We start from the raw sequence: 23652 nt of genomic DNA on the forward strand, positions 1-23652 counted from the left end.
GGGACCACGACGGCGTGGCTGTGAACCGCGGGCTGCGCGTGGCGGCGGCGTACGCGTGGCGGCTGCTGCTGCTCGGGGCGGCCGTGTACACGGCTTTCACGATCCTGGGGAGATTGCAGCTGGTCGGTGTGGCGCTGTTCCTAGCGCTGGTCGTGACGTCGGTGCTGCGTCCGCTGGCCGACCTGCTGGCGCGGCGCCTGCCGAGGGCCGCGGCAGTTGCGTTGAGCGTGATGGGGAGCCTGATGGTCGTGCTGGGGCTGCTGGCGCTGGTCGGCGGACTGACAGCGGGGGAATCGACACGGCTGGGACAGGAATTCTCCGGGGGCATCGGGCGGATCCAACGGTGGCTGGAGGGCCCTCCCTTCCACGTGAGCCACGCGGTGCTGTCGGATCTGCAGGGAAAGGTGTCCACGTTCGTCTCGCAGCACCGTTCGGAACTGATCAGCAGCGCGCTCAGTGGCGCCGGGCGGCTGGTGGAAATCCTCACCGCAGCGGCGCTCGCCCTGTTCTGTTCCTTCTTCTTCATGCATTCCGGGGACAAGTACTGGTATTGGTTCCAGGATCTGTTGCCGGACGGCGCCCGGGACCCCTGGGGCCGTGCGGGACGAACGGCGTGGCGCACGTTCGCCGGGTACACACGGGGCATCATCATCGTGGCGGCATCCAACGCCGTACTGGTCGGGACCGCCCTGTTCGCGCTCCGCGTGCCGCTGGCCCTGCCGCTGATGCTGCTGGAGTTCTTCGCCGCCTTCATCCCTCTGGTGGGCTCACCCATCGCGCTGGCGGTGGCCACGATCGTCGCCCTGGCCGCGCGGGGCCCGGTCATCGCGCTCGTGGTGCTCGCCCTGATCGTGGTCGTCGGCCAGATCGAAGGCCACGTATTGCATCCACTGGTCCTGGGCTGGGCGGTGCGGCTGCACCCCGTGGTGGTGGCTGTCTCCGTCATCACCGGCAGCATTGTGGCCGGAGTGGTCGGTGCGGTCGTGTCCGTACCCATGGTGTCGGTCGCCTGGGCCGTGGTCTGCGAGCTACGCGTACCGCGTACCCGGCCCGACCCGGACCACCCCGGACGCTCGCCGGACTGACGGACGCACTGAGAGCCAGGGATTCCGTTCTCCCACATCACGCCCAGTGCGTGACCGCATCCTGGGAGATGATCGACGACCGGCGCCTCGGCCTGGTGCGAGACGGCGCCGTCCTGATCAACACCGCTCGCGGCCTGGAAGCCCTGCCGGGCGTAGGAGCCGGCTCGGGCGAAGGCGCGTTTTCCCGCCAGCAGGATGGCTGCGAGCGGGCGCTTCTGTACCGCCGTGCCGACTGGTCGGTCACCGGGCTCGCACTCGATCCCCACGATCCCGACCTGATACTGGCCTCCACTTCGCACGGTGCGTTCCGTTCGGCCGACGGCGGCCACGTCTTCACCGCCACGCAGGGCCCCGAGGCGCCCCGCCAGCACGACTTCGTACGCCGAGATCCGCACCGCAGAGGCAGGTTCGTCACGGCCCCGCATTTCGGCGATATCGACATCCCGCTGCACGAGAGCCTGGACTCCGGCCGCACCTGGCAGCCGCTCAAGCAGACCCATGCACAGGCCGACCTGAGCGACTATCCCTCGTACATCACGACTCCGGCCGACATCGGCGCGGCCGTCTCGGAGATCGTCTTCCACCCGGAGCAGCCCGGAACCTTCTTCATCACCGGCTGCTTCGGGGTGTCGAGGACCGATGACGCGGGCAACACCTTCACCGGCCAAGGCTTCAACGGTACGGAGACGATCTGCGTCGAAGCAACCGTGACCGACCCCCGCACCGACCGGATCGCCATCGCCATGGCCGACCACTCGGTGGCCGTCAGCTCCGACGGCGGACAGACCTTCCAACCTTCCCCCGGCGGCCACGGTGGCACTGCCGCCCTCGCCTTCTCCCCGCACGAGAGCGGTCTGCTCCTGTGGGGCGCGGGCGGCAAACGCCGCAACGACACGGACGCTCACCTGCGTCGCTCCACCGACGGCGGCCGCACCGCGGAGGTCGTGCACACCTTCGTGGGTCACCGCTTCCTGCAAGCTCTGGCCGCGGCGCCCGACGAACAGGGCCGCTTCTACACATACGTCGATGGCGTGATCGACGACTCGCCGCACAGCGCAGGCCTGTATCGCTCCGACGACACGGGCCTGACCTGGAACCCGCTGCCCTCGCCGTTCCCCGACTCGCTGCACCGCCTGCCGGCCGAAGAGGACTGGATCGAGAGCGAGCTGCTGCCGGTCGTCGTCTACCAGAAGCGCAACGGCGCCGGCGCCAACCAGCTGCTCGCCTGCGAACCCATGCGCTGGACCGGTACGCCGGCCCGCATCCTGGTCAGCGATGACCGGGGGAACCACTGGCAGGACATCCACCCCGCCGAACACGGGGCACTGCGCTGGAAGGGGATCGCCCTGGACCGGCACGGCACCCTGCACGCCGCCACCTGTGGCAACGGCGTCTACCGCGCAACACCCGCACTGGCGCCAGGTCGTGACAGTCCCTCGGGCAAAGCCTGACCACCCTTCCCTACCGAACCGTACGACGGGATCGGAGGCCTGCCGGGGAGCCACCGTGTTCATGGGTCCCGGTCACCTGCGTGGCCCGCGGCACCAGATGATCGTCGATCCTCTGTGCGCAGCCCTTCCCGGAGGCCGACCAGGTGTCACCAGGTGTCCCCCCGCCATTCACAAGCGGGACGCACAGCTGCCCGTTCGGGCCTGAACCTTGAAGTGCCCCTTCCCTGATCACGAGGATGTCTCTCCGTGTCTGAACTCAACCGCCGGCGCTTTCTCCAGCTCGCCGGAGCAACCACAGGCTTCTCCGCCCTGTCCCAGAGCATTGCTCACGCAGCGGCCATCCCGGCTCACCGCCGTCATGGGAGCCTGCGCGATGTCGAGCACATCGTGGTGCTGATGCAGGAGAACCGTTCCTTTGACCACTACTTCGGTGCTCTGCGGGGCGTACGCGGCTTCGGCGACCCACGTCCCTTCCCCCAGGGCAACGGCAAGTCCGTCTGGCATCAGAGTGACGGCACCAAGGACGTGCTGCCCTTCCGCCCCGACCGTGACGATCTGGGGATGGAGTTCCTCGAAGGGATGGATCACGAATGGGAGGGCGGACACGAGGCCTGGAACAACGGCCGCTGGGATCAGTGGGTGAAGGCCAAGGGCGCGGGAACGATGGCCCATGTCACCCGCAAGGACATCCCCTTCCACTATGCGCTGGCCGACACCTTCACCGTCTGCGACGCCTACCACTGCTCGTTCATCGGCGCCACGGACCCGAACCGCTACTACATGTGGAGCGGGTACGTCGGCAACGACGGCACGGGCGGCGGCCCCGTCCTGAGTAACTACGAGGCCGGCTACAGCTGGACGACCTACCCCGAACGCCTGGAGAAGGCGGGTGTCTCCTGGAAGATCTACCAGGACGTCGGCGACGGGCTGGACGCCGACGGTACCTGGGGCTGGATCAAGGATCCCCAGCGCGGCAACTTCGGCGACAACTCGCTGCTCTACTTCGACAACTACCGCAACGCCGCCCCGGGCGACCCGCTGTACGACAAGGCGCGCACCGGTACCGACGCCGCTGCCGGCGACGGCTTCTTCGACATCCTCAGGTCGGACGTCATGTCCGGCAACTTGCCGCAGATCTCCTGGATCGCGGCACCGGAAGCTTTCACCGAGCATCCCAACTGGCCCGCGAACTACGGCGCCTGGTACATCTCCCAGGTCCTCGACGCGCTGACCTCCGACCCCGAGGTGTGGAGCAAGACCGCCCTGTTCGTCACCTACGACGAGAACGACGGCTACTTCGACCATGTCGTCCCGCCGTTCCCGCCCCACACCCCCGACCACGGACTGTCCGACATCGATGTCACCCAGGACTGGTTCCCCGGTGACGACGGACACCGCGCCGGACCGTACGGGCTCGGTGCACGTGTCCCCATGACGGTGGTATCCCCCTGGAGCACCGGCGGGTACGTGTGCTCCGAGACCTTCGACCACACCTCGATCATCCGCTTCATGGAGCGCCGCTTCGGTGTCCACGAGCCCAACATCTCCCCTTGGCGCCGGGCAATCTGCGGCGACCTGACCTCCGCCTTCGACTTCCGCCTGACCAGCCGGCACCACGCGCAGCTCCCGCAGACCGACAGCTACCGTCCACCGAACCCCGACCCCTACCGGACCTTCACCCCCCTCGCCCCGGCCACCGCCTCGATGCCGCAGCAGGAACCAGGCACACGGCCCGCCCGCCCGTTGCCCTACGCACCTCGGGTGGACGGCACCGCCGACGCCGACGCCGGCACGTTCGCCCTGACGTTCAGCACGGGTCCCCAGGCCGGCGGATGCCATCTGGTCATCTCGGGCAACCGTGAGGACGGCCCCTGGAGCTACACCACGACGGCCGGCCGCGCGCTCACCGACCACTGGAACACGGACCAGACCGGGGGCCGCTACGACCTGAGCGTCTACGGCCCCAACGGGTTCCTCCGCACCTTCCGGGGAAGCGTTTCATCCGGCACCCCGGAGCTGACGGCCCGCCACGACGCCGCACACGGCGGCAGCCTCGAACTCACCCTGACCAACCCGGCACACAGCCCCATCACCGTCACCGTGACCGACGCCTACCGCGACGGCTCGACCACACGCCTGACCGTGCCCGCCCGCGGTCGACTCCGACACCGCGTGCCCGCGACCCGCGGCCACCGCTGGTACGACCTGACCCTTCACACCCCCGGCGACCCGCACTACCTCCGCCGCCTCGCCGGCCACATCGAAACCGGCGAAGCAGGCACCAGCGACCCTGGCACCGCCTCGTCCTGACCAGGCCACGAGAGTTGCTCCGTCCCGTTCATGGCGGAGCAACTCCATGGCACGAACCTTGGCGGGGCGGCCGTCCTGACGGCCGGTGATCAGGTGGGGCTGCCAGGGAAGCAACTCCCTTTCTCACTAGTTGAGTTGCCGGCAGATCGTGCGGCGATCTGCCCGATGACTCATCTCGTGACGGGGTCTTCTTGTTCCGGCGGCAGGTCCGTCGAGTACCCGTACGACTCGTCGCTCCTTCGCCTGTCTTGCACTCGCTCCCGCCGTCGCTTCGTTGGTGAGTCGACCGGCCGGGGATGCGATCGACCCGTCGGTCGGTTCTGGCCGTCGATACATGGACCCGTGATCGTACTGAATATGACTGCCCGTCAGGAATCTCATGCGGCAGTCAAGTGGCTCCAGCGGCAAAGGCGTCAAGCAAGCCCGGTTCTGGACACGTCACGAGCGCTCGGCTGCCGTGCCGCGTCGCGCCTGACTTCCAGCTAGTTGTCCGCGTTCAACCAGGTTCGTTCGCTCATGGCTGCGGTGGTCTGACCATGTCCAGGCCGCATCGCCTGCCGCGCCGGTGTCTTGACGGTGGCGTCCTTGGCCACGCCGCCGCGCAGCGCGGCAGCCGGCCGGCACAGCGCCCGGGACGATCTGACGATGGGCCCTGCGTGGAGAAGCCGCAGGCCCGAGCGGGACAGGCGCGTCGGATCGACGCGGTCTTTCGGCTCCCATTGCACGGACCGGTCGCCGACGGTGATCTCACTGCGCCCCGTCCGTGAAACCCCCCATCATCGAAATTCATCGAAGAGCCGAGGAATCCGTAGACACCCGGCGGGAGCCGAACCTAACCTCACCGAGGCCGCCCAGGGACGAGCGGCTCCCCGCGCACCGTGTCGAACGATTTCGACGAGCCGACCCGAGCGGCCACACGACAGCGGCGGACCCCGGCGAAGAGTCAGGCAGTACCTCATGGTTGCGATCACGGATGTGGCCCGGCAGGCGGGCGTCGCCGTCAGCACGGTCTCGTACGTGATCAGCGGCAAGCGCCCCATCTCGGCGCCCACCCGCCGCAAGGTCCTCGACGCGATGAACCGGCTCGGCTACCGGCCGCCGTCCTCCGCGCGCTCGCGCACCATCGGGCTCGCGGTGCGCGTCGACGACGGGGCGCACAGGCCGCTGCTCGCCGAGTTCATGCTCACGGCGAGCGTGGCCGCCCGCCGGTACGCCTGCAACGTGCTGCTCCTGACCGACCACGAGGAGCACGGCGTCCTGGACGCCGCCCTCCTCGACGGGCTGATCCTCATGGACATCGGCATCGTCGACCCCCGCCTCGACGTGATCCGCGCACTGCCCGTGCCGACCGTCCTGATCGGGCTGCCCCGCGAACCCGCGGGCCTGGCCTGTGTCGACCTCGACTTCCGGGCCGCCGGAGCGCTGTGCGTCGAGCACCTCGCCGACCTCGGGCACCGCGAAGTGGTGCTGCTCGGCGCGCCCGAAGCGGCGTACGCCAGACACGCCGGTTTCGCGGTGCGCACCGTGGCGGGCGCCGCGGAACGGGCTGCCGCGCGCGGAGTGAGGCTCACCCACAGGACCGTCGCGGGAGACTGGGACAGCGTGGCGGGCACCCTCGCCCGGGTCCTGGCCGAACGGCCGCGCACCACCGCCCTCATCGTCCAGAACGAGGCCGCGACGCCCCACCTCGCCCCGCTGCTGCGCGGCATGGGCCGCGCCGTACCCGAGGATCTGTCCGTGGTGGCGCTCGGTTCGGACGTCGTCGCCACCGCGGGCACCCCCGCACTGACCTCGGTCCCCGTGCCCGCCGCCGCGCTCACCGAACGCGCCGTGGACCTGCTCGTCGCCCGGCTCGACGGTGCCACGGCGCCGGGCCGCCGACCGGTTCTGCTGGAGCCCCGGTTGTCCGTCCGGGCCTCGACCACCGCGCCACCGGGCCCCGCCTGAACTTCCCCGCAGCCCCCTGCCCACTCCGTCCCCCTCGGCAGTACCCCCTGCCCGCACGCAAGAGCCGCCCTCGTCCCATCCCGTCTCCCCGAAGGACCCCATGCATCCCCGCCCCCGCGCAGCCGTCGCCGCCTGCGCCGCCCTCGCTCTGAGCGCGGTGCTCGGCGGCTGCGGACTGATCACCGCCGACACCCCGGCGAACACCCTCACCGTCGCCGACTACTACACCGCCGAACCCGGCAACACCGCCCTCACCAGCATCCTGGACACGTGTGCCGCCGACACCGGCGTCGACGTCGTGCGCGAGGTCATGCCGCGCGCCCAGCTCGTACCGAAGCTCCTCCGCGACGGAGCCGCCAGGACCCTGCCCGACCTGATCCTCAGCGACAATCCCGACCTGCCCAAACTCGCCTCCACCGGCGCCCTGTTGCCGCTCGACGGGCGACTCGACACCGACGGCTTCTACGACAGCGTTCTCGCGGCGGGCACCTACAAGGGGACGTTGTACGGCGTCGCGCCCGGCGTCAACGGGCTCGCCCTCTTCTACGACAAGGCCGCCTTCCGCGAGGCCGGACTCGAACCGCCCACGGACTGGAAGCAACTCCGGTCAGCCGCACGCAAACTGACGCAGGGTCACCGCTACGGGCTCGCGCTCTCCGCCGTCGGAACCGAGGAAGGGTCCTGGCAGTACGAGCCGTTCCTGTGGGGCGCGGGCGCCGACCTCGACGACCTGGACTCGCCGCGGTCTGTGTCGGCTCTGTCCTACTGGACGTCCTTGTTCGCCGACGGGTCGGTGTCCAAGTCGGCGCTCAACTGGCAGCAGTCCGACGTCGCCGAGCAGTTCATCGGGCACCACGCCGCGATGATGGTCAACGGCTCCTGGCAGCTTGCCGCCCTCGACGCCGCCAAGGGCCTGGACTACGGGGTCGTACCGCTGCCGGGGAAAGTGAGCGGCACGGCTCCCGTCACCCCGCTCGGCGGCGAGACCTGGGCCGTCCCCAAGGGCGACAAGCAGGACAAGGCCGTCCAGCTGCTCGACTGCGTGCTCGGCCGCGACAACATGCTGCGCTGGGCAAGCCTGCGCGCCGACGTGCCCGCCGACCCGGCGGTCGCCGCGAAACTGGTGAAGCGGCAGCCCGACCTCGCTCCGTTCCTCGCGAGTGTGCCCGGCGCCCGCTCGCGCACCGCCGAACTCGGCACCGGCTACCCCACGGTCTCGCAGGCCCTGTACACGGCCCTGCAGGAGGCGGCGACCGGCCGCCGCACGCCCGCCGACGCCCTTGCCGCCGCGCAGCGGGCCGCCGCCACCTCCGACGACAACTGAAGGGGCGCCGACCATGACCACACTCCTCGACCGGCCTGCCACCGCGGCCGCCGCCCGGCCACCCGCACAGTGCCCGGCGGCCCGCCGCGCACGGCTCGTCCGGCTCAGCTTCTGGGTCCCCGCCGTGCTCTACCTGGCCGTCTTCTTCGGCTACCCGATCACCGCCAACGTCGTCATGTCCTTCCAGGACTACACGGTCACGTCCTTCTACCGGGGCGGGGCGCCCTTCAACGGCGTCGCGAACTATGCGCACGTCCTCGGCGACGACCTGTTCTCCGGCACGCTGTGGAACACGGTCGTCTTCACCGTCGCCTCGCTCGTCTTCCAGTTCGCCATCGGCTTGGGCCTGGCGCTGTTCTTCCGCCGGCACTTCCCGCTGAGCGGTGTCCTTCGCGCCCTGCTCCTGCTGCCGTGGCTGCTGCCGCTGCTGGTTTCCGGCACCGTCTTCCGCTGGCTGCTCGACCAGGACTACGGCGTCGTCAACCAGGTCCTGATGAATCTGCACCTGATCTCCGACCCGGTGCCCTGGCTGGTCAGCCCCGACTACGCGATGACGGCCGTCGTCCTCGCCAACGTCTGGATCGGCATCCCCTTCAACATGGTGATCCTCTACGGCGGACTACAGTCCATCCCGCCCCAGCTGTACGAGGCCGCGTCCCTCGACGGCGCCGGTGCCTGGCACAAGTTCCGGCACGTCACCTGGCCGCTGTTGCGCCCCACCACCTCGGTGGTGCTGATGCTGGGCCTCATCTACACCATCAAGGCGTTCGACGTCGTCATGGTGCTCACCCAGGGCGGGCCCGCGGGCGCCACGCAGCTGCTGTCGACGTGGTCGTACCAACTGTCATTTACCGAGCTGCACTTCGGTCAGGGCGCCGCCGTCGGCAACGTCCTCATCGTCATCGCCACCCTCTGCGCCCTCGTGTACCTGCGGGCCGTGCGCGCCGAGCAGTCCGAGAACGAGAGGTAGACGACCACCATGTCCGCTCCCGCCCCTTCCTCGGGCGCCCCCTCCGTGCGCAGGTGGGCCACCACCGTGCTCGCGCTGGTCATCGTCGCGGTCTTCCTCTTCCCGCTGTACTGGATGCTCAACGCCTCGCTCCAGCCCGCGCAGGCACTGCTGTCCATCCCGCCGAAGTGGATCCCGACCGCCCCCACCCTCGACGGCTACCGCGCCGCCTTCGACACCCAGGGCCGGCACCTGCTGATCAGCCTGTTCGTCGCCTGCGGGGTCGTCGTGCTGACGCTGCTCCTGGCGACGCCCCTGGGCTGGGCGCTCGCCAGGTTCCGGCTGCGGTACGCCGCCACGCTGATGTTCGTGCTCCTGATCGTGCAGATGCTGCCGGGCATCGTGAAGGCCAACTCGCTGTTCACCCTGTACAGCCACCTCGGGCTGCTGAACAACACCATCGGCCTCATGTTCGCCCAATCCACGCTCGCCGTGCCGTTCGCCGCGGTACTGCTCCGCTCCCAACTGCGCGACATCCCGGCCGAGATCATCGAGGCGGCCGCGCTCGACGGCGCCGGAACGTGGCGCACCTTCCTGCGCATCGTCGTCCCGCTGTCCCGCAACGGGCTCATCACCGTTGGCCTGTTCGCGTTCCTGTTCTCCTGGGCCGACTTCCTCTTCGCCATCAGCCTCACCTCCCGCGATGCCGTCACGCCCGTCACCGTAGGCATCTACCGCTTCATCGGTGCCAACGCCACCGACTGGAACGCCCTGATGGCCTCCGCCGTCCTCGCGTCGGTACCCGCCGCGATCCTCCTGATCGTCGCCCAGCGCTATATCGCCGTCGGCATCACGGGCGGCTCGGTCAAGGACTGAGCCTCCCCTCCCGTCCACCCCTTCCACTCCGTACTGGAGCAATGAACGTGACCACCTTCCGGGAACACAACGGCGGCCTCGAATGGCGAGGCGAGCACGAAGTGCTGCGCATCGAACCCTGGGGAACCGACTCCCTGCGCGTCCGCGCGGCCCTCGGCCGGCTGCGCGACGACATCCCCGGCGCCCTCCTCGACCGCGACGACGCCACCGGGGCGGCCGCCACGATCTCGGTCCCGGACCTCACGGGCCTGCGGGTCTTCAAGAACGGCCTCGGCTCGCCCACCGACCCCGTGCCCCCGGCCCGCATCACCCAGGGCAACATCACCGCCGAACTCACCCTCGACGGCCTGATCCGCTTCGTGCGCACCGCCGACGGCACCGAACTCCTCGCCGAACGCCCGGCCCACTTCTGGTGGCCCGGCAGCCGGGTGCACACCCCGGTGGGTCATGGCTACCAGCGTCTGGAGCAGAACTTCCAGGCGTACGAAGGCGAACGCCTCTACGGTCTCGGCCAGCGCCAGCACGGACTCCTTGACCAGAAGGGCACGGTGACCGACCTCGTCCAGCGCAACACCGAGGTCACCATCCCGTTCGCGCTCTCCAACCGCGGCTACGGCCTGTTGTGGAACAGCCCCGCCGTCGGCCGCGTCGAACTCGCCGTCACCGGCACCCGCTGGGTCGCCGACAGCGCCCGCCAGATCGACTACTGGATCACCGCGGGCGACCGCCCCGCCGACATCCTGCGCTCCTACGCCGACGCCACCGGACACGCCCCCGAACTCCCCTCCTGGGCCAGCGGGTTCTGGCAGTGCAAGCTGCGCTACCGCACCCAGGAGGAACTCCTCACCGTCGCCCGAGAACACCGGCGGCGCGGCCTGCCGCTCTCCGTGATCGTCGCGGACTTCTTCCACTGGACCCGGCTCGGCGACTGGCGCTTCGACCCCGCCGAGTGGCCCGACCCGGCCGCGATGGTCGAGGAGCTGGACGAGATGGGCGTCAAGCTGATGGTCTCCGTCTGGCCCTCCGTCAACCGCTCCTCCGAGCACTACGACGCCCTCGAACGCGGCGGCATGCTCGCCGCCAACGAGTACGGCACCGCGGCCCACGCCACCTGGGTCGACAAGGGCGCCGACCACCGCGTGATGGTGTCCTTCTACGACCCGACCAACCCCGACACCCGCGCCTTCGTCTGGGACAAGGTCCGCGAGAACTACCAGTCCCTCGGCATCAACCTGTGGTGGCTGGACGCCTGCGAACCCGAGATGAAGCCCGGCCACCCGGCCAACCTGCGCCTGCATGCGGGCCACGGCGCCGAGGTCGCCAACCTGTACCCGCGAGAGAACGCCCGCATCTTCCACGAGGGCATGGCGGCCTCCGGCAACACCGACGGCATGTCGTTCTCCCGCTCCGCGTGGGCGGGCAGCCAGCGCTACGGCACCGCCGTCTGGTCCGGTGACATCGGCACCGACTTCACCGCGCTGCGGCAGCAGATCGCCGCCGGCCTCAACATCGGCATCTCCGGCATCCCCTGGTGGACCACCGACATCGGCGGCTTCCATGGCGGCGACCCGGACGACCCGGCCTTCCGCGAGGTGCTGATCCGCTGGTTCCAGTTCGGTGCGCTCTGCCCGATCTTCCGCCTCCACGGCTTCCGCCTGCCCTGGCTGCCGCTGGGCGGCGAGATGACCGGCGGCCCCAACGAGGTCTGGTCGTACGGTGATCAGGCCTACCGTATCCTCGGCGACTACCTCGCCCTACGCGAACGCATCCGCCCCTATATCGACGAGCAGATGCGTACCGCGTCGCGCGAGGGACTGCCGCCGATGCGAGCTCTGTTCCTGGAGTTCCCTGACGACGATGCCTGCTGGACGGTCGCCGACTCGTACCTGCTCGGGCCCGACCTGCTGGTCGCCCCGGTCACCACCGCGGGCGCAACGACGCGCGAGGTGTACCTCCCGGCGGGCGCGCGCTGGACGTGCGCCTGGACCGGCGCCGACTTCGAGGGTGGGGCCCGGGTGACGGTGGACGCGCCGCTGGAGCGGATACCGCTGTTCCTGCGGGACGGGACGCGGCTACCGGTCTCGGCCTCGGTGGGGTCGGTGGCTGTTGAAGTGGCCGGCGTAGCCGTGGAGGGATCTTGACCACGGTGATGCCTTCGCCGGCGAACACGGAGTCGAAGGCGGGGGGTGAACTCCGTGTCCCGGTCGCGGAGAGACGGAGCAGCACGAGTGACCATCCATCCTGCCGCGCCGTGCGATCGACGCCATGACTGCGGTGACCCGCTCGGACGTAATCATCGGCACACACATGGGCCGTCGTCACGGAGATCTCGCCCGTCCGACGTCGGCGCCGATGCTGACCGCTCCGACCCGGAGCTACGGGCGTCGGCACGTCACTTGACGATCTCCAGAACGGCCATCATGCCCGCGTCCTCGTGGTTGAGGATGTGGCAGTGAAGCACGGTCTTGCCGGTGTAGTTCCCGAAGTGGGTCCGAACGACGAGCTTCCCCTTGGCGGGCACGCTCGCCGTGTCCTGCAAGCCGTGGCCGTGGTGCGGTCGGCCGTTGATGCTCATCAACTGGAATTTGTTGACGTGCACGTGGAATGAGTGTTCCTCGTTGCTGTCGTTGCGCACGGTCCACTCCTCGACCGTGTTCAGCTTGGACCGGACGTCCACCCGGTTCGGATCGAACTGCTTGCCGTTGATGTAGAACTTGCTGCCGTCCTTGTTCTCGGAGAACGCGAGGGTGCGCCGGGCGGCGATCGCCGAGTGGCTCAGGTCCGTGACCGGCGCGAAGGCTGAGGTGGGCAGGGCCGCCGGGTGCGCGGAAGGTCCTTCGGAGACCAGGGTTGCCAGGGTCGCCTGCGGAAACTTGTTGCCGGCCGGCCCGGTGTCGTACGCGAGCGTCTGCAGCTGGGTACGGCCGGTCGGACCGCCCTGTACGAGTACGTCGAAGCGCGCGCCTGCCGCGAGAAGGAGCGAGTCGGCCGTCCAGATCCGGTCGACGGGGGTGCCGTCGTGGGCGATCACGTGGAACCGCTGACCCTTCAGGCGGATCTTGTAGTAGATGTTGGCGCTGATGTTGGCCAGCCGCCACAGCTGGGTCTCACCCGGCCGGATGCGGATGGTCGGGTTCAGCTGACCGTTGACGGTGCGATTGGTGGACGCGCCGATGTGCAGGTTCTGGGTCCTGACCGCATCACCCTGGATCTGGAAGTCCTTGAGCCCGATGACGTGCTCGGTGATGTGGCGCAACTTCGCCGGCAGGTACTCCTGCAGCCCGTCGACGATCAGGACGCCCGACATGCCCCCGGCGACCTGCTGTGCCGAGATCGAGTGTGCATGTGAGTGGTACCAGTAGGTGCCGGGCCGCAGGGTGTCCGGAAACTGGTAGGCGTAGTGAAACGTCTGGCCGGGACGGATGTGGACGAAGATGTTGTCGGAGTTGCCGTTCGGCGACACATGAAGTCCATGAACATGCAGATTGGTGAACTCGTTCAGCGAGTTCTTCATCGACAGGTTCACTTTGTCCCCCGGCCGGATACGCAGCGTGGGAGGCATGTAACTGCCGTTGTAGGTGAGGGCCCACAGCTTGCGACCGCCCACCTCGACCTTTCGCCTCTCAACGACGAGTTCCACCCGCAGGACCCCGTTGCGGCTCACCAGCTGCGCCGGCTCCTTCAGCGGCGCGCCCTGCGCGACCGCCGGCGACTGCCGGGGGACTGCTACCGGCTGTGCCTGAGCCGGTTCCCGCTCTGGTGGCTGCTCGTCGGAACAGCCACCGACCAAGAGGGCGATGACGACAGCGACGGCGGTAGCCAGTTCGGGCAGCTTGAACCGAGACCGCATTACCTCTCCACTCCTGGGACTCCCACATCACACGTAGCTCTCTCCCAGCAAGCACGTGGTTCCGCCTGTGCGCTACCCCGGTGGAGCGTTCGCGCGACACAGCCACCCCCGATGTACGGAGGTCGCCCGGTGGAGGTCAAGGGGTCGCAGGTTCACATCCTGTCGTCCCGACTTGCGTTATCGCAGGTCGAAGGCCGTTCTCTCGTGATCGAGAGGGCGTCCTTTCGTGCTTCCTGGGGCGTGGTGGTCGCAGTGTGGTCGCACGCCCTGGGCGGTGCTGGCCGGCCGTGATGCTGAGGGCGGCGGGGCAGGGTTGCACAGCCGACGGAAGGCTTCGAGGAGGCTGCGGATGTGGTCGCGTGGTGGTCGCGGCCACGTTGGCCGGTTGGTTCGAAGACTGGTGGTCTCGGCCTGGGTGAGAGTGCGGTCGACGGCGTTGACGGCTTCGAGGGCGGCGTGCTGGGTGAGGTGGCTGTAGAGGTTTGCGGTGGTCGACAGGGTGGAGTGCCCGCTCTGCAGACAGCCAGAGGTCCGGATCTTGGTCCGTATCGGCTTGCGCAATGTGCTGCTGCCGGGCGGGGCCTTCTCGGACCAGCGCTGTGATCGGCAGTGCGACGAGCTGGATTCCACCGGGGACCTCCCTCTTTTACCGAGCGTGGCCGCCGAGTTCAGACGTCCGGGCGGCGGCGCCGGGCAGGCCTTTGAGGCAGCCGGCCGCCTTGTGGCCTTCGGCGGTCACTGGGTCGCAGCGGGGAACTGCTGGGACGCTGCGGAGGCGGAAGCAGGAGCGGCGTTGAGGAGCACGGCGGCGCCAACCCCGGGGGGACGACGCAGCACGTCGTAAGGGAGGAGCGGCCAGGGTCACCAGGCGCTGCTCCATCCGGTTGTGCTGGAATACGAGTCCAGCAGGTCCACCACGAAGACCAGGGTCGAGCCCGGCGGGATCAACGGCGAGGGCGACTGACTGCCGTAGCCGAGACGCGGGGGAACGATGATCTCGCGCCGACCGCCGACCTTCATCCCCCTCACCCCCCGGTCCCAGCCCTTGATGACCTTGCCACTGCCCAGAGCGAACTTGAACGGCTGGCCCCGGTCCCAGGAGGCATCGAACTCCTTCCCGGACTCGAAGGTCACCCCGACATAGTGGACCCTGACCACCATGCCCGGTTTCACCTCGGCCCCGTCCCCGACGACCAGGTCCCGGATGGTCAGCTCGGTAGGAGCGTCACCCTCCGGAACGCCGACCTCGGGCTTCGTCAGTTCACTCATTGCAGCCTCATCACTCTCCGTCGGAAGCCATCGCACGGACCAGCCGGAAACATGAACACTCCATGCAGCAGATGGTCACGCTATCGAGAATGCCGGTCCCCGGAGCACTGCGGCCGTCGAATATTGCACCCGTCCAGGTCGGGCGGCCGGCAGGCGCAGACTTGCCGGCCTCGGCGCCGCGACCGAGCCGATACGGTTCCGGTCCCTGACCGCCGAAGGCTTGCCCACCCACTCGACCAAGTAGTGAAGCAGTAGGCATTCACACAAGCCGCCGCGAGAGCGGCGAAACACCTTCTGACCGAGGACGGAGCAGGACAGGCGCTCAAGGCCATCCGGCAGCTGTCGGGTGGATGACGCCGGTCCGACCCGGAGCGACCGGGATGCTCAGCGCCATCGTCGCGCCGCTCGCCGCCAGCGAGCTCCAGGTCTGGACCCCCGCGAGCTACGGCGGAGACCCCGTGCTCGTCCCGGCCGACCGGCTTGAGGAAGCCGTCGGCGTACTTCGCCCGGCCGGCCGACAGTCGCCTGATCAACGACTTCTGTTAGTGCTTCTGCACGGGACAGCCCTTAGGGCAATGAGACTCCAACTCCCCGAAGTGATCGCTACGCTGGACGTCTCGACGACAAGGGGGCTCTCGTGGCTGAGTATGCCGCGCACGCGCACAAGGCTCAGGAGTTGCTCGAAGCAGCTGAGCGAGGGGGGAAGGGGCGGCTCTCCGCCGAGACCCGCGTACGGATGGCCCAGGTTGAGGCACTCCTTGCACTTGCCGCCGCGATAGACAAGAAGGAGCGAGCGGCATCCCGTTGAAGGACGGCCCCGTCACTTGTACAGCAGCGCCGTACCGCGACCCCAGCAACCGCCCCGTCCGGTATCGCCCTTGAGGGCCTCCAGCGGAGCGGCCGGTATGGCCGTCGTTGACGGTTCCTGCCAGAGCTGCGGATCAGATGCTCCTCTGCTCCTCCTCCACTGCAGGCTGCCGCTATTCCGCTGTCCAAAGACCGCGTCCTACTCGTCGTCCTTGTCCCGGACATCTTCGAAGACGAGGAGGGGTTTGGCGCCATGAGCGGGGGTCTCGGCGAACGAGATGGCTTCAGCGAAGCGTTCGAGTGGGAACGGCTTGCCTTGGGGGATGCTCAGCACATCAGCAGCGACGAGGCTGCGAACCTCGGACAGCGCGCGCAGCACATCCGTAGGTGAGGCAGTGCCGAACCAGCGGTTCAGCCAGAAGCCACGGACCACTTTGGTCTCGTAGATGACCGAGCGCGCCAGCAGCGGAATCGTCAGCGCCGCCGGGTCAGTCTGCCGATGGGTGGAGAGCGCGCCGTAGACCACGACCTCTCCTCCCGGAGCCAACGCCTGGGAGACCTGGGCACCTACGGGTCCCGCGACACAGTCGATGGCCTTGCGCACGCCGGCCGGTCCTGCAATCTCAGTCACACGCTGCAGCAGGTCCTCGTCCTCAGTGCAAATGACCTCGTCGCCGCCGAACGCCTTGAGCTCCTCGACAGCATCGCGCCGCCGCACCACATTGATCGTGCGAATACCCAGATGTCTGGCCAGCTGAATGACGAGCCGGCCGACGGTGGACCCCGCCGCCGTCTGCAGCAGCCACTCGCCCGACTGTACGTCGAGTTCGCGAGCCACCAGGAGCAGCGCGGTCAACGGATTGACAGCGAGTTGACAGGCGCTGGAGTCGCTCAGACGATCGGGGACCGGCACAAGCCTATGGACATCGGCAACAAGGTATTCCTGCCAGGTACCGGCCGCACGAGGCCCGGGTACCGCCGGGACAGCAACGGCCACCACGCGCTCGCCGATCTTCAGTCCCTCCGTGTCCCGACCCAGGGACTCAATGCGGCCCACGCATTCCATGTGACCCCCGACCGTCGGAAACTCGGGGGAGAAACCGTAGCGACCACGCAACACGTGCAGATCGCTGGCGTGAATCGGAGCCGCCTTCACACGGATCAACGCCTGACCGGCTTCCGGCGTGGGCACGGGCCGGGATTCGAGCCGAAGGACATCGTTCGGCTCGCCAACCTCTCCGGCTACGAGCGCGCGCATGGATTGCGGCATGAGTGGCCTTTTCGCTCAGCACCGGATGAACTCGGCGGACGTTCTGGGCAGGAACGACGGAACCTCCGGCGGGTCTCGACGCCATATGTACAGCGCGCCTTGCCTGATCTATCGCCAGGTGTCACCCCTCCACTTGCTTCCAGCTTGCGCTCGTTCGCGAGCGCTGTCATGTGGTGAGCAGGCTTGCCCTCGACGCGAGGCTCGCGACGCACAAGAGCTGCACCAACGCTGCTCCTGCCGAGCATCTCGTCCGTGCTGGTCAAGCAGCATGCTGGTACGCGTTACTCGTGGAGGGTGCTGCTGAGTCGGTCGTCTCGGCGTACGTCGGGACGGGCGGGTCTGATGCAGAGTTGGGTGACAGATTCGGTCATGACCGCCCCGGGGCGGTCATGAGGTGAGGCGGACGGTGGCTCGCCGGCGGGCACGGGCCACCATTCGTCGGCCTCGGGTTTGGCTGAACTTCACTTCCCGCGAGCCGAGTTGACGTTCGAGAACAGCGGGCTGGTGGCGTCGGGCGAGGATCTCGGCGGCCTTGGCGTGGTCTCTCGTGCGCGGCAGGTGCAGGGCGGCGAAGAGGTGAGCTGGGGGCAGGTAGGTGAGACGGAGCAGCACGAGTGGCCATCCTCCTGCCGTGCCGTGAGATCGACGCCATGGTGTCCAGGGGGATCGGGTCGTCTCCGCGCCAGCGGAGGTGGGTCGTCCTCGCCGGTTGCGTTTGGGCTCAGACCAGGTCAGCGCGCACCCGCGGCTCGGCCGCCGCAGGCCGGCCAGGTGGAGTACCCCGTCACTGTGACCCTCGCCGAGGCCGACCGAGGCTGCCCCGCGGCAAGGGCTGGTGGAACGACAGCACCGCACCGTGATGTGGCGCGATCCCGAGACCGTCCGGCTACGGGCCCGGTCCGGGCGGACGGTCACCTCAGCGTGGATGGAGCTGGCCGTGGCCGGCATGGGCTCGCTACGCCCCGGCACGGTCCTCGACGGGCCCCTGGCGTCCGGCTCGACGCCGCCTGCGCGCTCACCCTGCACCCCGGCGCTCTCCCCGCATGAGCTCTCCGCTGCGCGTCCGCCGGGATGCGGCGCACGCCGGCTGGCGCCAGCGTGGGGGAGTGGTGCAGCAGAATAAAGCCAAGTGGATTCCCGCCGGCGTGATCGTGCTGGCCGTAGTGCTCGACCTGGTGACGCCGACCGAGGTGACGTCGGCCCCGCTCATCATGGCGGCGCCCGTCGCCGCCGCCCCGCTCCTGTCGCTGCCCGGCATCATCTGGGTGGGCCTAGCATCGATGGCCGTCCACGCGGGACTGGCCTGGGTGGACGGCACCTTCGGCTGGCACCGCGGTCTGGCCAACCAGATCACCCTCCTGGCCGTGACCCTGCTGGCCATCTTCATCAACCGGACGCTGAAGAGCCAGGACGTCCGGACCCGGCGTGCTCAGCACGTCGCGGCCGTCGCCCAGCGCGCCGTGCTGCCCAGACCCCCGGCTCGCCTGGGTGATCTGCACATCGCCGCCCGGTACGTGCCCGCCGAGGAAGAGGCCATGATCGGCGGCGATCTGTACGTCGTACAGGACACCCCGTACGGCACACGCGTCCTCGTCGGTGACGTACGGGGCAAGGGCTTGGGTGCTGTGAGCGCGGTCTGCGCCGATCTCGGCGCGTTCAGGTACGCCGCGGACGAGGCCGAGGACCTCGCGCAGCTTGTGCGCTCACTGGAGCAGGCACTGCTGCGTGAGGGCGGGCGGCGAGGCGGCCTCGAACAGGAGGAGGGATTCACCACCGCCTTGCTCGCGGAGTTCCCCGCGGACCTCAGTGCCATACGCATCGTCAACCGCGGCCATCCGCCGCCCCTGCTCCTCGACGCACAGGGCTCGGCCACCGTCCTCGAACCGACTCAGGAAGTGCCTCCGCTGGGGATGGCGGCGCTGGGCAGCTGGGACGCACCGGTCGACACGTTTGCGTTCCCGCCGGGCGCGACACTCCTTTGCTACACGGACGGCATCACCGAGTCCCGGGACGCCGAAGGCACCTTCTACGACGCTGCGGCGCGCCTGCCCGTTCTGCTCCGGCACCGCGCCCGGTCCGGCGAGCACCTCACACCGGCGCAGGTCCTCGACATGCTGATCCGTGACGTACGGCGCCACACGGGCGGCCGGCCCCAGGACGACCAGGCACTCCTCGCGCTGCGCCGCTCGGTGCTCTGACCGCATCCCCGCGCATCCGGGGGGCCTTCGGCCCTGGCTCCCCCCGCTCAGCGGGTAGACGATGAGGCATGGACACCAGAGCCTGGCTCATCCTCGCCTCAGCCGTCGTGCTGCTCACCATGGGCATCGCCGCAGTTCTCCTGGTCCGAGTGATCCGGGCGAAGAGACTGCTCCTCGACGCGGGAATCCCGCTCCGCAACAAGGCGCTGGTGTGGGCCGCCGTGATCTACACGGTGTCACCGGTCGACCTGCTGCCGGACCCCGTCTACCTCGACGACATCGGATTCCTTCTGCTGGCCCTGCGCTCCCTGCACGTCGCGGCGCGAACCGGATACCCGCTGGTGGCAGGTCAACCTGTGGTGCGACACCTGGCAGGTCGCCGAGCGGATGGCGGTCAACCACCTGGGGCGGCTGCTGGTCGAGGCTGAGGAGAGCGGGGACGTCGCCGCCTGGTGGTTCATCCGAAAGGCGAATCTTGACGGCTGCGCGCCCTCCCCGCCGACAGCCGTGACGCGACTGCTTTCCTCGGGTGGCTGACCTGCACGCTCACTGAACGGGCCCGCCGGGCCAGGTCTGCACGACGGCGGCACCCTCGCCTACGTGACCGCCCGCCCGCCCGGCCGGCGAGGACGCCAACGAGCTCGGCGCCGCGAGCGAGGCGCTGACCGGACGCTTCGCCTGAAGCTGTGATTCAGCAATCATCGCGACCCCTCGTTTCACCAATGAATCTTGGTCTTATCGAGGGAGGCCGACAAGATCGCAGGACATCAGATCAGAAGGAACACCTGGGCCTACGCGGATGAGGGTTACCGTGGTCTTGTGGCTTGTGACCAGGCAGCGTCGGCCGACGCGGTCGGCAGCGCCATCGACTCCGTCAGTGTCCTGAGCGAGGACTCACGACGGCGCGTGTTCACCTATATCCGCCGTGCCGGCCACGCCGTCACCCGCGCCGAGGCCGCCGAGAGCGTCGGCATCTGCCGCAGGCTCGCCGCCATCCGCCTCGACAAGCTCGTCGACGCCTGCCTGCTGCGCGCCCGCTACGAAACGGCCGGCGGGATCCGCAAGGCCGGCAGGCGGCCAAAGGTGTACGAGGCCACCGACGCACAGATCACCGTGACCATCCCCGACCGGCGCCACGAACTCCTGGCGGACCTGCTCCCGGACGCCGTTCTGACCGAGGAGGCCGACGAGAACGCCGCACAGGCGGCCAAGCGGACCGCGGAGCAGCGCGGTCGGCAGTTGAGCGGACCCGCACGGGAGGAGACCCGCCCAGGGCGCCTGGGCCCCGAGTGCGGACCGGCCGTCTGCGAAGGACTGCTGGAGGAGTACGGCTACGAACCCGTCCGGGAAGCCCCCACCCGGCTCCGGTTGCGCAACTGCCCGTTCCATCCGCCGGCCGCGAAGGCCCCCGACCTGGTGTGCGGCATGAACCAAGCCTTCCTCAGCGGCTACCTCACCGGCCTTGAGGTCAACGGAGTCAAGGCCGTCCTGACCCCCGAGCCCGGCGCATGCTGCCTGCGGCTGTGCCCGAACGACACCGATCGTGATGAGCAGATGCCCCAGGACCACTGACACGGCACCGGCCGCCCGCCCCCGCGGGCCACCGACCCGATGCACAACTCTGCCCGCAGCGAAAGGATCGGATGGGGCAGGGAATCGCCCACGATCTGATGCGGGGCACGCCCAGCATCGGTGCTCGACGTGTCGTCGAGCTAGGGGAAACGCCCGTTCTGGCGTTCCAATCGGAGCATCGCCATGTTGCCCAAACGCGTTCTGAAATCTTCTGCCTCTTCCACGGCACCACCGGCGCAGTCCACTTCCACCGCCGCGCCCACGACGACCGCCGCCGACTTCGGTCTGCTGCTCATCAGGCTGACCGTCGGCCTGCTGATGGCCGCACACGGGGCTCAGAAAGTCTTCGGATTCTTCGGAGGCCAGGGCCTGACGGAGACGGGCAAGGGATTCGCGGCCCTCGGCTACCACCCGGGAAAGCTCTTTGCCTTGATCGGGGGCATGTCCGAGCTGCTCGGCGGCCTCGGTCTGGCCCTCGGCCTGCTGACGCCGCTGGCGGCCGCGGCCCTGATCGGCGTCATGATCAACGCCATGGTCACGGTCACCGGCGCCCACGGCCTGTGGGACGCGCACGGCGGCGTGGAATACAACGTCTGCATCGCCGTCGTCGCGCTGGGCATCGCCGCCATCGGGCCGGGCAGGCTCGCCGCCGACCGCCCCTTCCGCTGGGGCAAGGGCGGCTGGAAAGAGGCCGCTTTCGCCCTCGGCCTGGGCGGCATCGGCGCCGCGATCACGCTCAGCCTGTAGAACCGAGGCGGCCGCCTGCGAGGCCTCGCCTGGGGGTTGAACTGCGCAGGGCCGGTCACGACGTTGCCCTCGCCTCCACAGACACACGCGCCCCTCGTGCGCGACGCAGGGCCGGAGTTCTGCATCTTCCCGCCGACCCGCCGACCCGCGGGTGCGTGGCGGCGTCACAGGCAGACGTGAACTGATGTGCACCGCCGCCGCGTTCGTCACCGAACCCGGTCAGGGCTTCCCCGACGCGATGAACGAAGGCGCGGACCTCCCTCGACGCTGTACGGCTTTACGCCGGCCCGGCTGTGTTCCCTGTGTACGTCGGTCAGCGCAGCCTTCGTGTTCGCCAGAACCGGTCCAGCCCCTCCAAGGGCACGACGATCAGGTCGGGAGAGTCGGCGGAGCCGGATCGGCGGGAGAAGAGTCGGCGCGTACTTTCAGCCGGTCGACGAGTTCTGCTCTCGCCGGGCTTGCGAGTCCACTGCCGTTGCCGCCGCGGCGATGTTGCGGGCCATGCCACCGAACACGAAGGCGTGGAACGGCGAGACGCTCCACCAGTACGCGTGCCCGAGCAGCCCGTGCGGGTGGAACAGGGCCCGCTGGCGGTAGCGGGCCCGCCCGTCGGCGTCGGGATCCGCGGACATCTCGAGCCAGGCCAGGCCCGGCAGCCGCATTTCGGCCCGTAGCCGCAGCAGCCGGCCGGGCTCGATCTCCTCGACGCGCCAGAAGTCGAGGGAATCCCCGACCCGCAATCGCGCAGCGTCGCGGCGGCCCCTGCGCAGGCCGACGCCGCCGACGAGGCGGTCGAGCCAGCCCCGTAGGGCCCAGGCGAGTGGGAACGAGTACCAGCCGTTGTCGCCGCCGATTCCCTCGATGACGTGCCACAGGGCATGAGGTGAGGCGTCCACCCCCAGCTCCCTGCGATCCGTGTAGAGGCTGCCGCCCGCCCAGTCCGGGTCAGTGGGCAGCGGGTCGCTGGGCGCACCCGGCACCGACGCGGACGACCAGCGGGTGTCGACCCGCGCGTCCTGGACGCGCCGCAGGGCGAGCTCCAACGCTGCGTCGAGTCCGATGGGTGCCCCCGGCGGATCGGCCACGTAGCGAGCGATGTCGTGCTCGCGGCAGACCACTTCGTGCCGCAGAGACTCGGTGAGCGGCCGCGCGATGGAGCTGGGCACGGGTGTGACCAGGCCGACCCAGTGGCTGGAGAGGCGGGGCGTCAGCATCGGCACGGGCAGGATCAGCCGTCGGGGCAGCTTCGCGATGGACGCGTACCTGCGCATCATGTCCCGGTACGTCAGGACGTCGGGGCCCCCGATGTCGAAGGTGCGGTGCACGTCGGCGGGCATGCGGGCACTGCCGACCAGGTAGCGCAGCACGTCACGTACCGCGATGGGCTGGATACGGGTGCGCACCCAGCTCGGTGTGACCATCACCGGCAGTCGCTCGGTGAGGTAGCGCAGCATCTCGAAGGAGGCGGAGCCGGAACCGATGATGACCGCGGCGCGCAGAACCGTTGTCGGCACGCCCGAGTCCAGGAGGACGCGGCCGACCTCTGCGCGCGAGCGCAGATGCGGCGACAGCTCCTCGGCGGGCACTCCGGCCGGGGTGAGCCCGCCGAGGTAGACGACGCGTCCCACGCCCGCCGTGCGGGCCTGTTCACCGAAGATCCGTGCCGCCTCACGATCGGTCCTCTCGAAGCCCTGTCCCGTGCCGAGGGCGTGGACCAGGTAATACGCAACATCGACTCCCTCCATGGCGGCGCCGACCGATTTGGGGTCCATGACGTCACCGCGCACGATGTCGACGTCACCCGCCCACGGATGGTCACGCAGCTTGGCGGGTGTGCGGGCCAGGCAACGGACGTCGTGCCCAGCGGCGAGCAGTTCGGGAACGAGACGCCCGCCGATGTAGCCGGTCGCACCGGTGACGAGGCAGCGCAGCCCGCCTCCGGCACTGTCCAGGCTCACGTCCCGCACGCCGGCTCCGCCGTTCATGTCCGTCTCCCT

At 69.1% G+C, this 23652-nt stretch carries 19 protein-coding genes; 13 read left to right on the top strand and 6 right to left on the bottom strand.

Features of this window, described 5'->3' with window-relative positions; all coding sequences use genetic code 11:
- Positions 1-14: 14 nt before the first annotated feature.
- From ACIPWY_RS03905 to ACIPWY_RS03940, 8 genes are all read left to right on the top strand, one after another.
- On the top strand, positions 15-1085 hold the full coding sequence (locus ACIPWY_RS03905) for an AI-2E family transporter (protein ID WP_393703246.1): 1071 nt from the start codon (positions 15-17) through the stop codon (positions 1083-1085).
- Between the two features lie 50 nt (positions 1086-1135).
- Complete coding sequence (locus ACIPWY_RS03910) at positions 1136-2536, top strand: hypothetical protein (RefSeq protein WP_393703244.1); 1401 nt, start codon at positions 1136-1138, stop codon at positions 2534-2536.
- A gap of 246 nt (positions 2537-2782) precedes the next feature.
- Positions 2783-4846 carry a phosphocholine-specific phospholipase C gene (locus ACIPWY_RS03915; protein WP_401532173.1) on the top strand — a complete coding sequence of 688 codons (2064 nt, stop codon included), beginning with the start codon at positions 2783-2785 and terminating at the stop codon, positions 4844-4846.
- Between the two features lie 957 nt (positions 4847-5803).
- Positions 5804-6793 carry a LacI family DNA-binding transcriptional regulator gene (locus ACIPWY_RS03920; protein WP_393703242.1) on the top strand — a complete coding sequence of 330 codons (990 nt, stop codon included), beginning with the start codon at positions 5804-5806 and terminating at the stop codon, positions 6791-6793.
- Between the two features lie 100 nt (positions 6794-6893).
- Positions 6894-8117, top strand: coding sequence for an extracellular solute-binding protein (locus tag ACIPWY_RS03925; protein WP_393703240.1), 1224 nt, complete (start codon positions 6894-6896; stop codon positions 8115-8117).
- A gap of 13 nt (positions 8118-8130) precedes the next feature.
- Complete coding sequence (locus ACIPWY_RS03930; RefSeq protein ID WP_362910495.1) at positions 8131-9087, top strand: sugar ABC transporter permease; 957 nt, start codon at positions 8131-8133, stop codon at positions 9085-9087.
- A gap of 9 nt (positions 9088-9096) precedes the next feature.
- Complete coding sequence (locus ACIPWY_RS03935) at positions 9097-9942, top strand: carbohydrate ABC transporter permease (protein WP_362910493.1); 846 nt, start codon at positions 9097-9099, stop codon at positions 9940-9942.
- Between the two features lie 41 nt (positions 9943-9983).
- The gene (locus ACIPWY_RS03940; RefSeq protein ID WP_393703237.1) at positions 9984-12083 is read left to right on the top strand and encodes a TIM-barrel domain-containing protein; all 2100 of its coding nucleotides are present in this window, start codon (positions 9984-9986) and stop codon (positions 12081-12083) included.
- 251 nt (positions 12084-12334) lie between these two features.
- On the opposite strand, the gene ACIPWY_RS03945 is transcribed toward ACIPWY_RS03940, so the two are convergent.
- Positions 12335-13792 (bottom strand): multicopper oxidase family protein, encoded by a 1458-nt coding sequence (locus ACIPWY_RS03945; RefSeq protein ID WP_393703235.1) that lies wholly within the window; start codon positions 13790-13792, stop codon positions 12335-12337.
- Positions 13793-14653: 861 nt separating this feature from the next.
- Positions 14654-15061, bottom strand: a complete 408-nt coding sequence (locus tag ACIPWY_RS03950; protein WP_393703233.1) for an FKBP-type peptidyl-prolyl cis-trans isomerase — start codon at positions 15059-15061, stop codon at positions 14654-14656.
- A 637-nt stretch (positions 15062-15698) separates the two neighbouring features.
- Here ACIPWY_RS03950 and ACIPWY_RS03955 point away from each other — a divergent pair.
- Positions 15699-15869 (top strand): hypothetical protein, encoded by a 171-nt coding sequence (locus tag ACIPWY_RS03955; protein WP_393703231.1) that lies wholly within the window; start codon positions 15699-15701, stop codon positions 15867-15869.
- 198 nt (positions 15870-16067) lie between these two features.
- Here ACIPWY_RS03955 and ACIPWY_RS03960 read toward each other — a convergent pair whose 3' ends face one another.
- The gene (locus tag ACIPWY_RS03960) at positions 16068-17126 is read right to left on the bottom strand and encodes a zinc-dependent alcohol dehydrogenase family protein (protein WP_362905340.1); all 1059 of its coding nucleotides are present in this window, start codon (positions 17124-17126) and stop codon (positions 16068-16070) included.
- A gap of 399 nt (positions 17127-17525) precedes the next feature.
- Positions 17526-17750 carry a hypothetical protein gene (locus tag ACIPWY_RS03965; protein ID WP_393703227.1) on the bottom strand — a complete coding sequence of 75 codons (225 nt, stop codon included), beginning with the start codon at positions 17748-17750 and terminating at the stop codon, positions 17526-17528.
- A gap of 494 nt (positions 17751-18244) precedes the next feature.
- Here ACIPWY_RS03965 and ACIPWY_RS03970 point away from each other — a divergent pair, with 494 nt between their 5' ends.
- Both ACIPWY_RS03970 and ACIPWY_RS03975 read left to right on the top strand, forming a co-directional pair.
- A complete protein-coding gene (locus ACIPWY_RS03970; protein ID WP_393703296.1) occupies positions 18245-19336 on the top strand; it encodes a PP2C family protein-serine/threonine phosphatase in 1092 nt (363 codons plus the stop codon).
- A 68-nt stretch (positions 19337-19404) separates the two neighbouring features.
- Positions 19405-19764, top strand: a complete 360-nt coding sequence (locus tag ACIPWY_RS03975) for a YkvA family protein (protein WP_393703225.1) — start codon at positions 19405-19407, stop codon at positions 19762-19764.
- A gap of 118 nt (positions 19765-19882) precedes the next feature.
- Here the strand turns inward: ACIPWY_RS03975 and ACIPWY_RS03980 are convergent, their stop codons facing one another.
- Positions 19883-20038, bottom strand: a complete 156-nt coding sequence (locus ACIPWY_RS03980; RefSeq protein ID WP_401532174.1) for a hypothetical protein — start codon at positions 20036-20038, stop codon at positions 19883-19885.
- 117 nt (positions 20039-20155) lie between these two features.
- Between ACIPWY_RS03980 and ACIPWY_RS03985 the strand changes: the two genes are divergently transcribed.
- Both ACIPWY_RS03985 and ACIPWY_RS03990 read left to right on the top strand, forming a co-directional pair.
- Positions 20156-20908 carry a helix-turn-helix transcriptional regulator gene (locus tag ACIPWY_RS03985; protein WP_393703223.1) on the top strand — a complete coding sequence of 251 codons (753 nt, stop codon included), beginning with the start codon at positions 20156-20158 and terminating at the stop codon, positions 20906-20908.
- A gap of 183 nt (positions 20909-21091) precedes the next feature.
- The gene (locus ACIPWY_RS03990; protein ID WP_362905334.1) at positions 21092-21655 is read left to right on the top strand and encodes a DoxX family protein; all 564 of its coding nucleotides are present in this window, start codon (positions 21092-21094) and stop codon (positions 21653-21655) included.
- Between the two features lie 425 nt (positions 21656-22080).
- Here the strand turns inward: ACIPWY_RS03990 and ACIPWY_RS03995 are convergent, their stop codons facing one another.
- Positions 22081-23640, bottom strand: coding sequence for an SDR family oxidoreductase (locus ACIPWY_RS03995; RefSeq protein WP_393703221.1), 1560 nt, complete (start codon positions 23638-23640; stop codon positions 22081-22083).
- Positions 23641-23652 lie beyond the last annotated feature (12 nt).

The organism is Streptomyces sp. NPDC090032, from assembly GCF_044748025.1.
Lineage (GTDB): Bacteria > Actinomycetota > Actinomycetes > Streptomycetales > Streptomycetaceae > Streptomyces.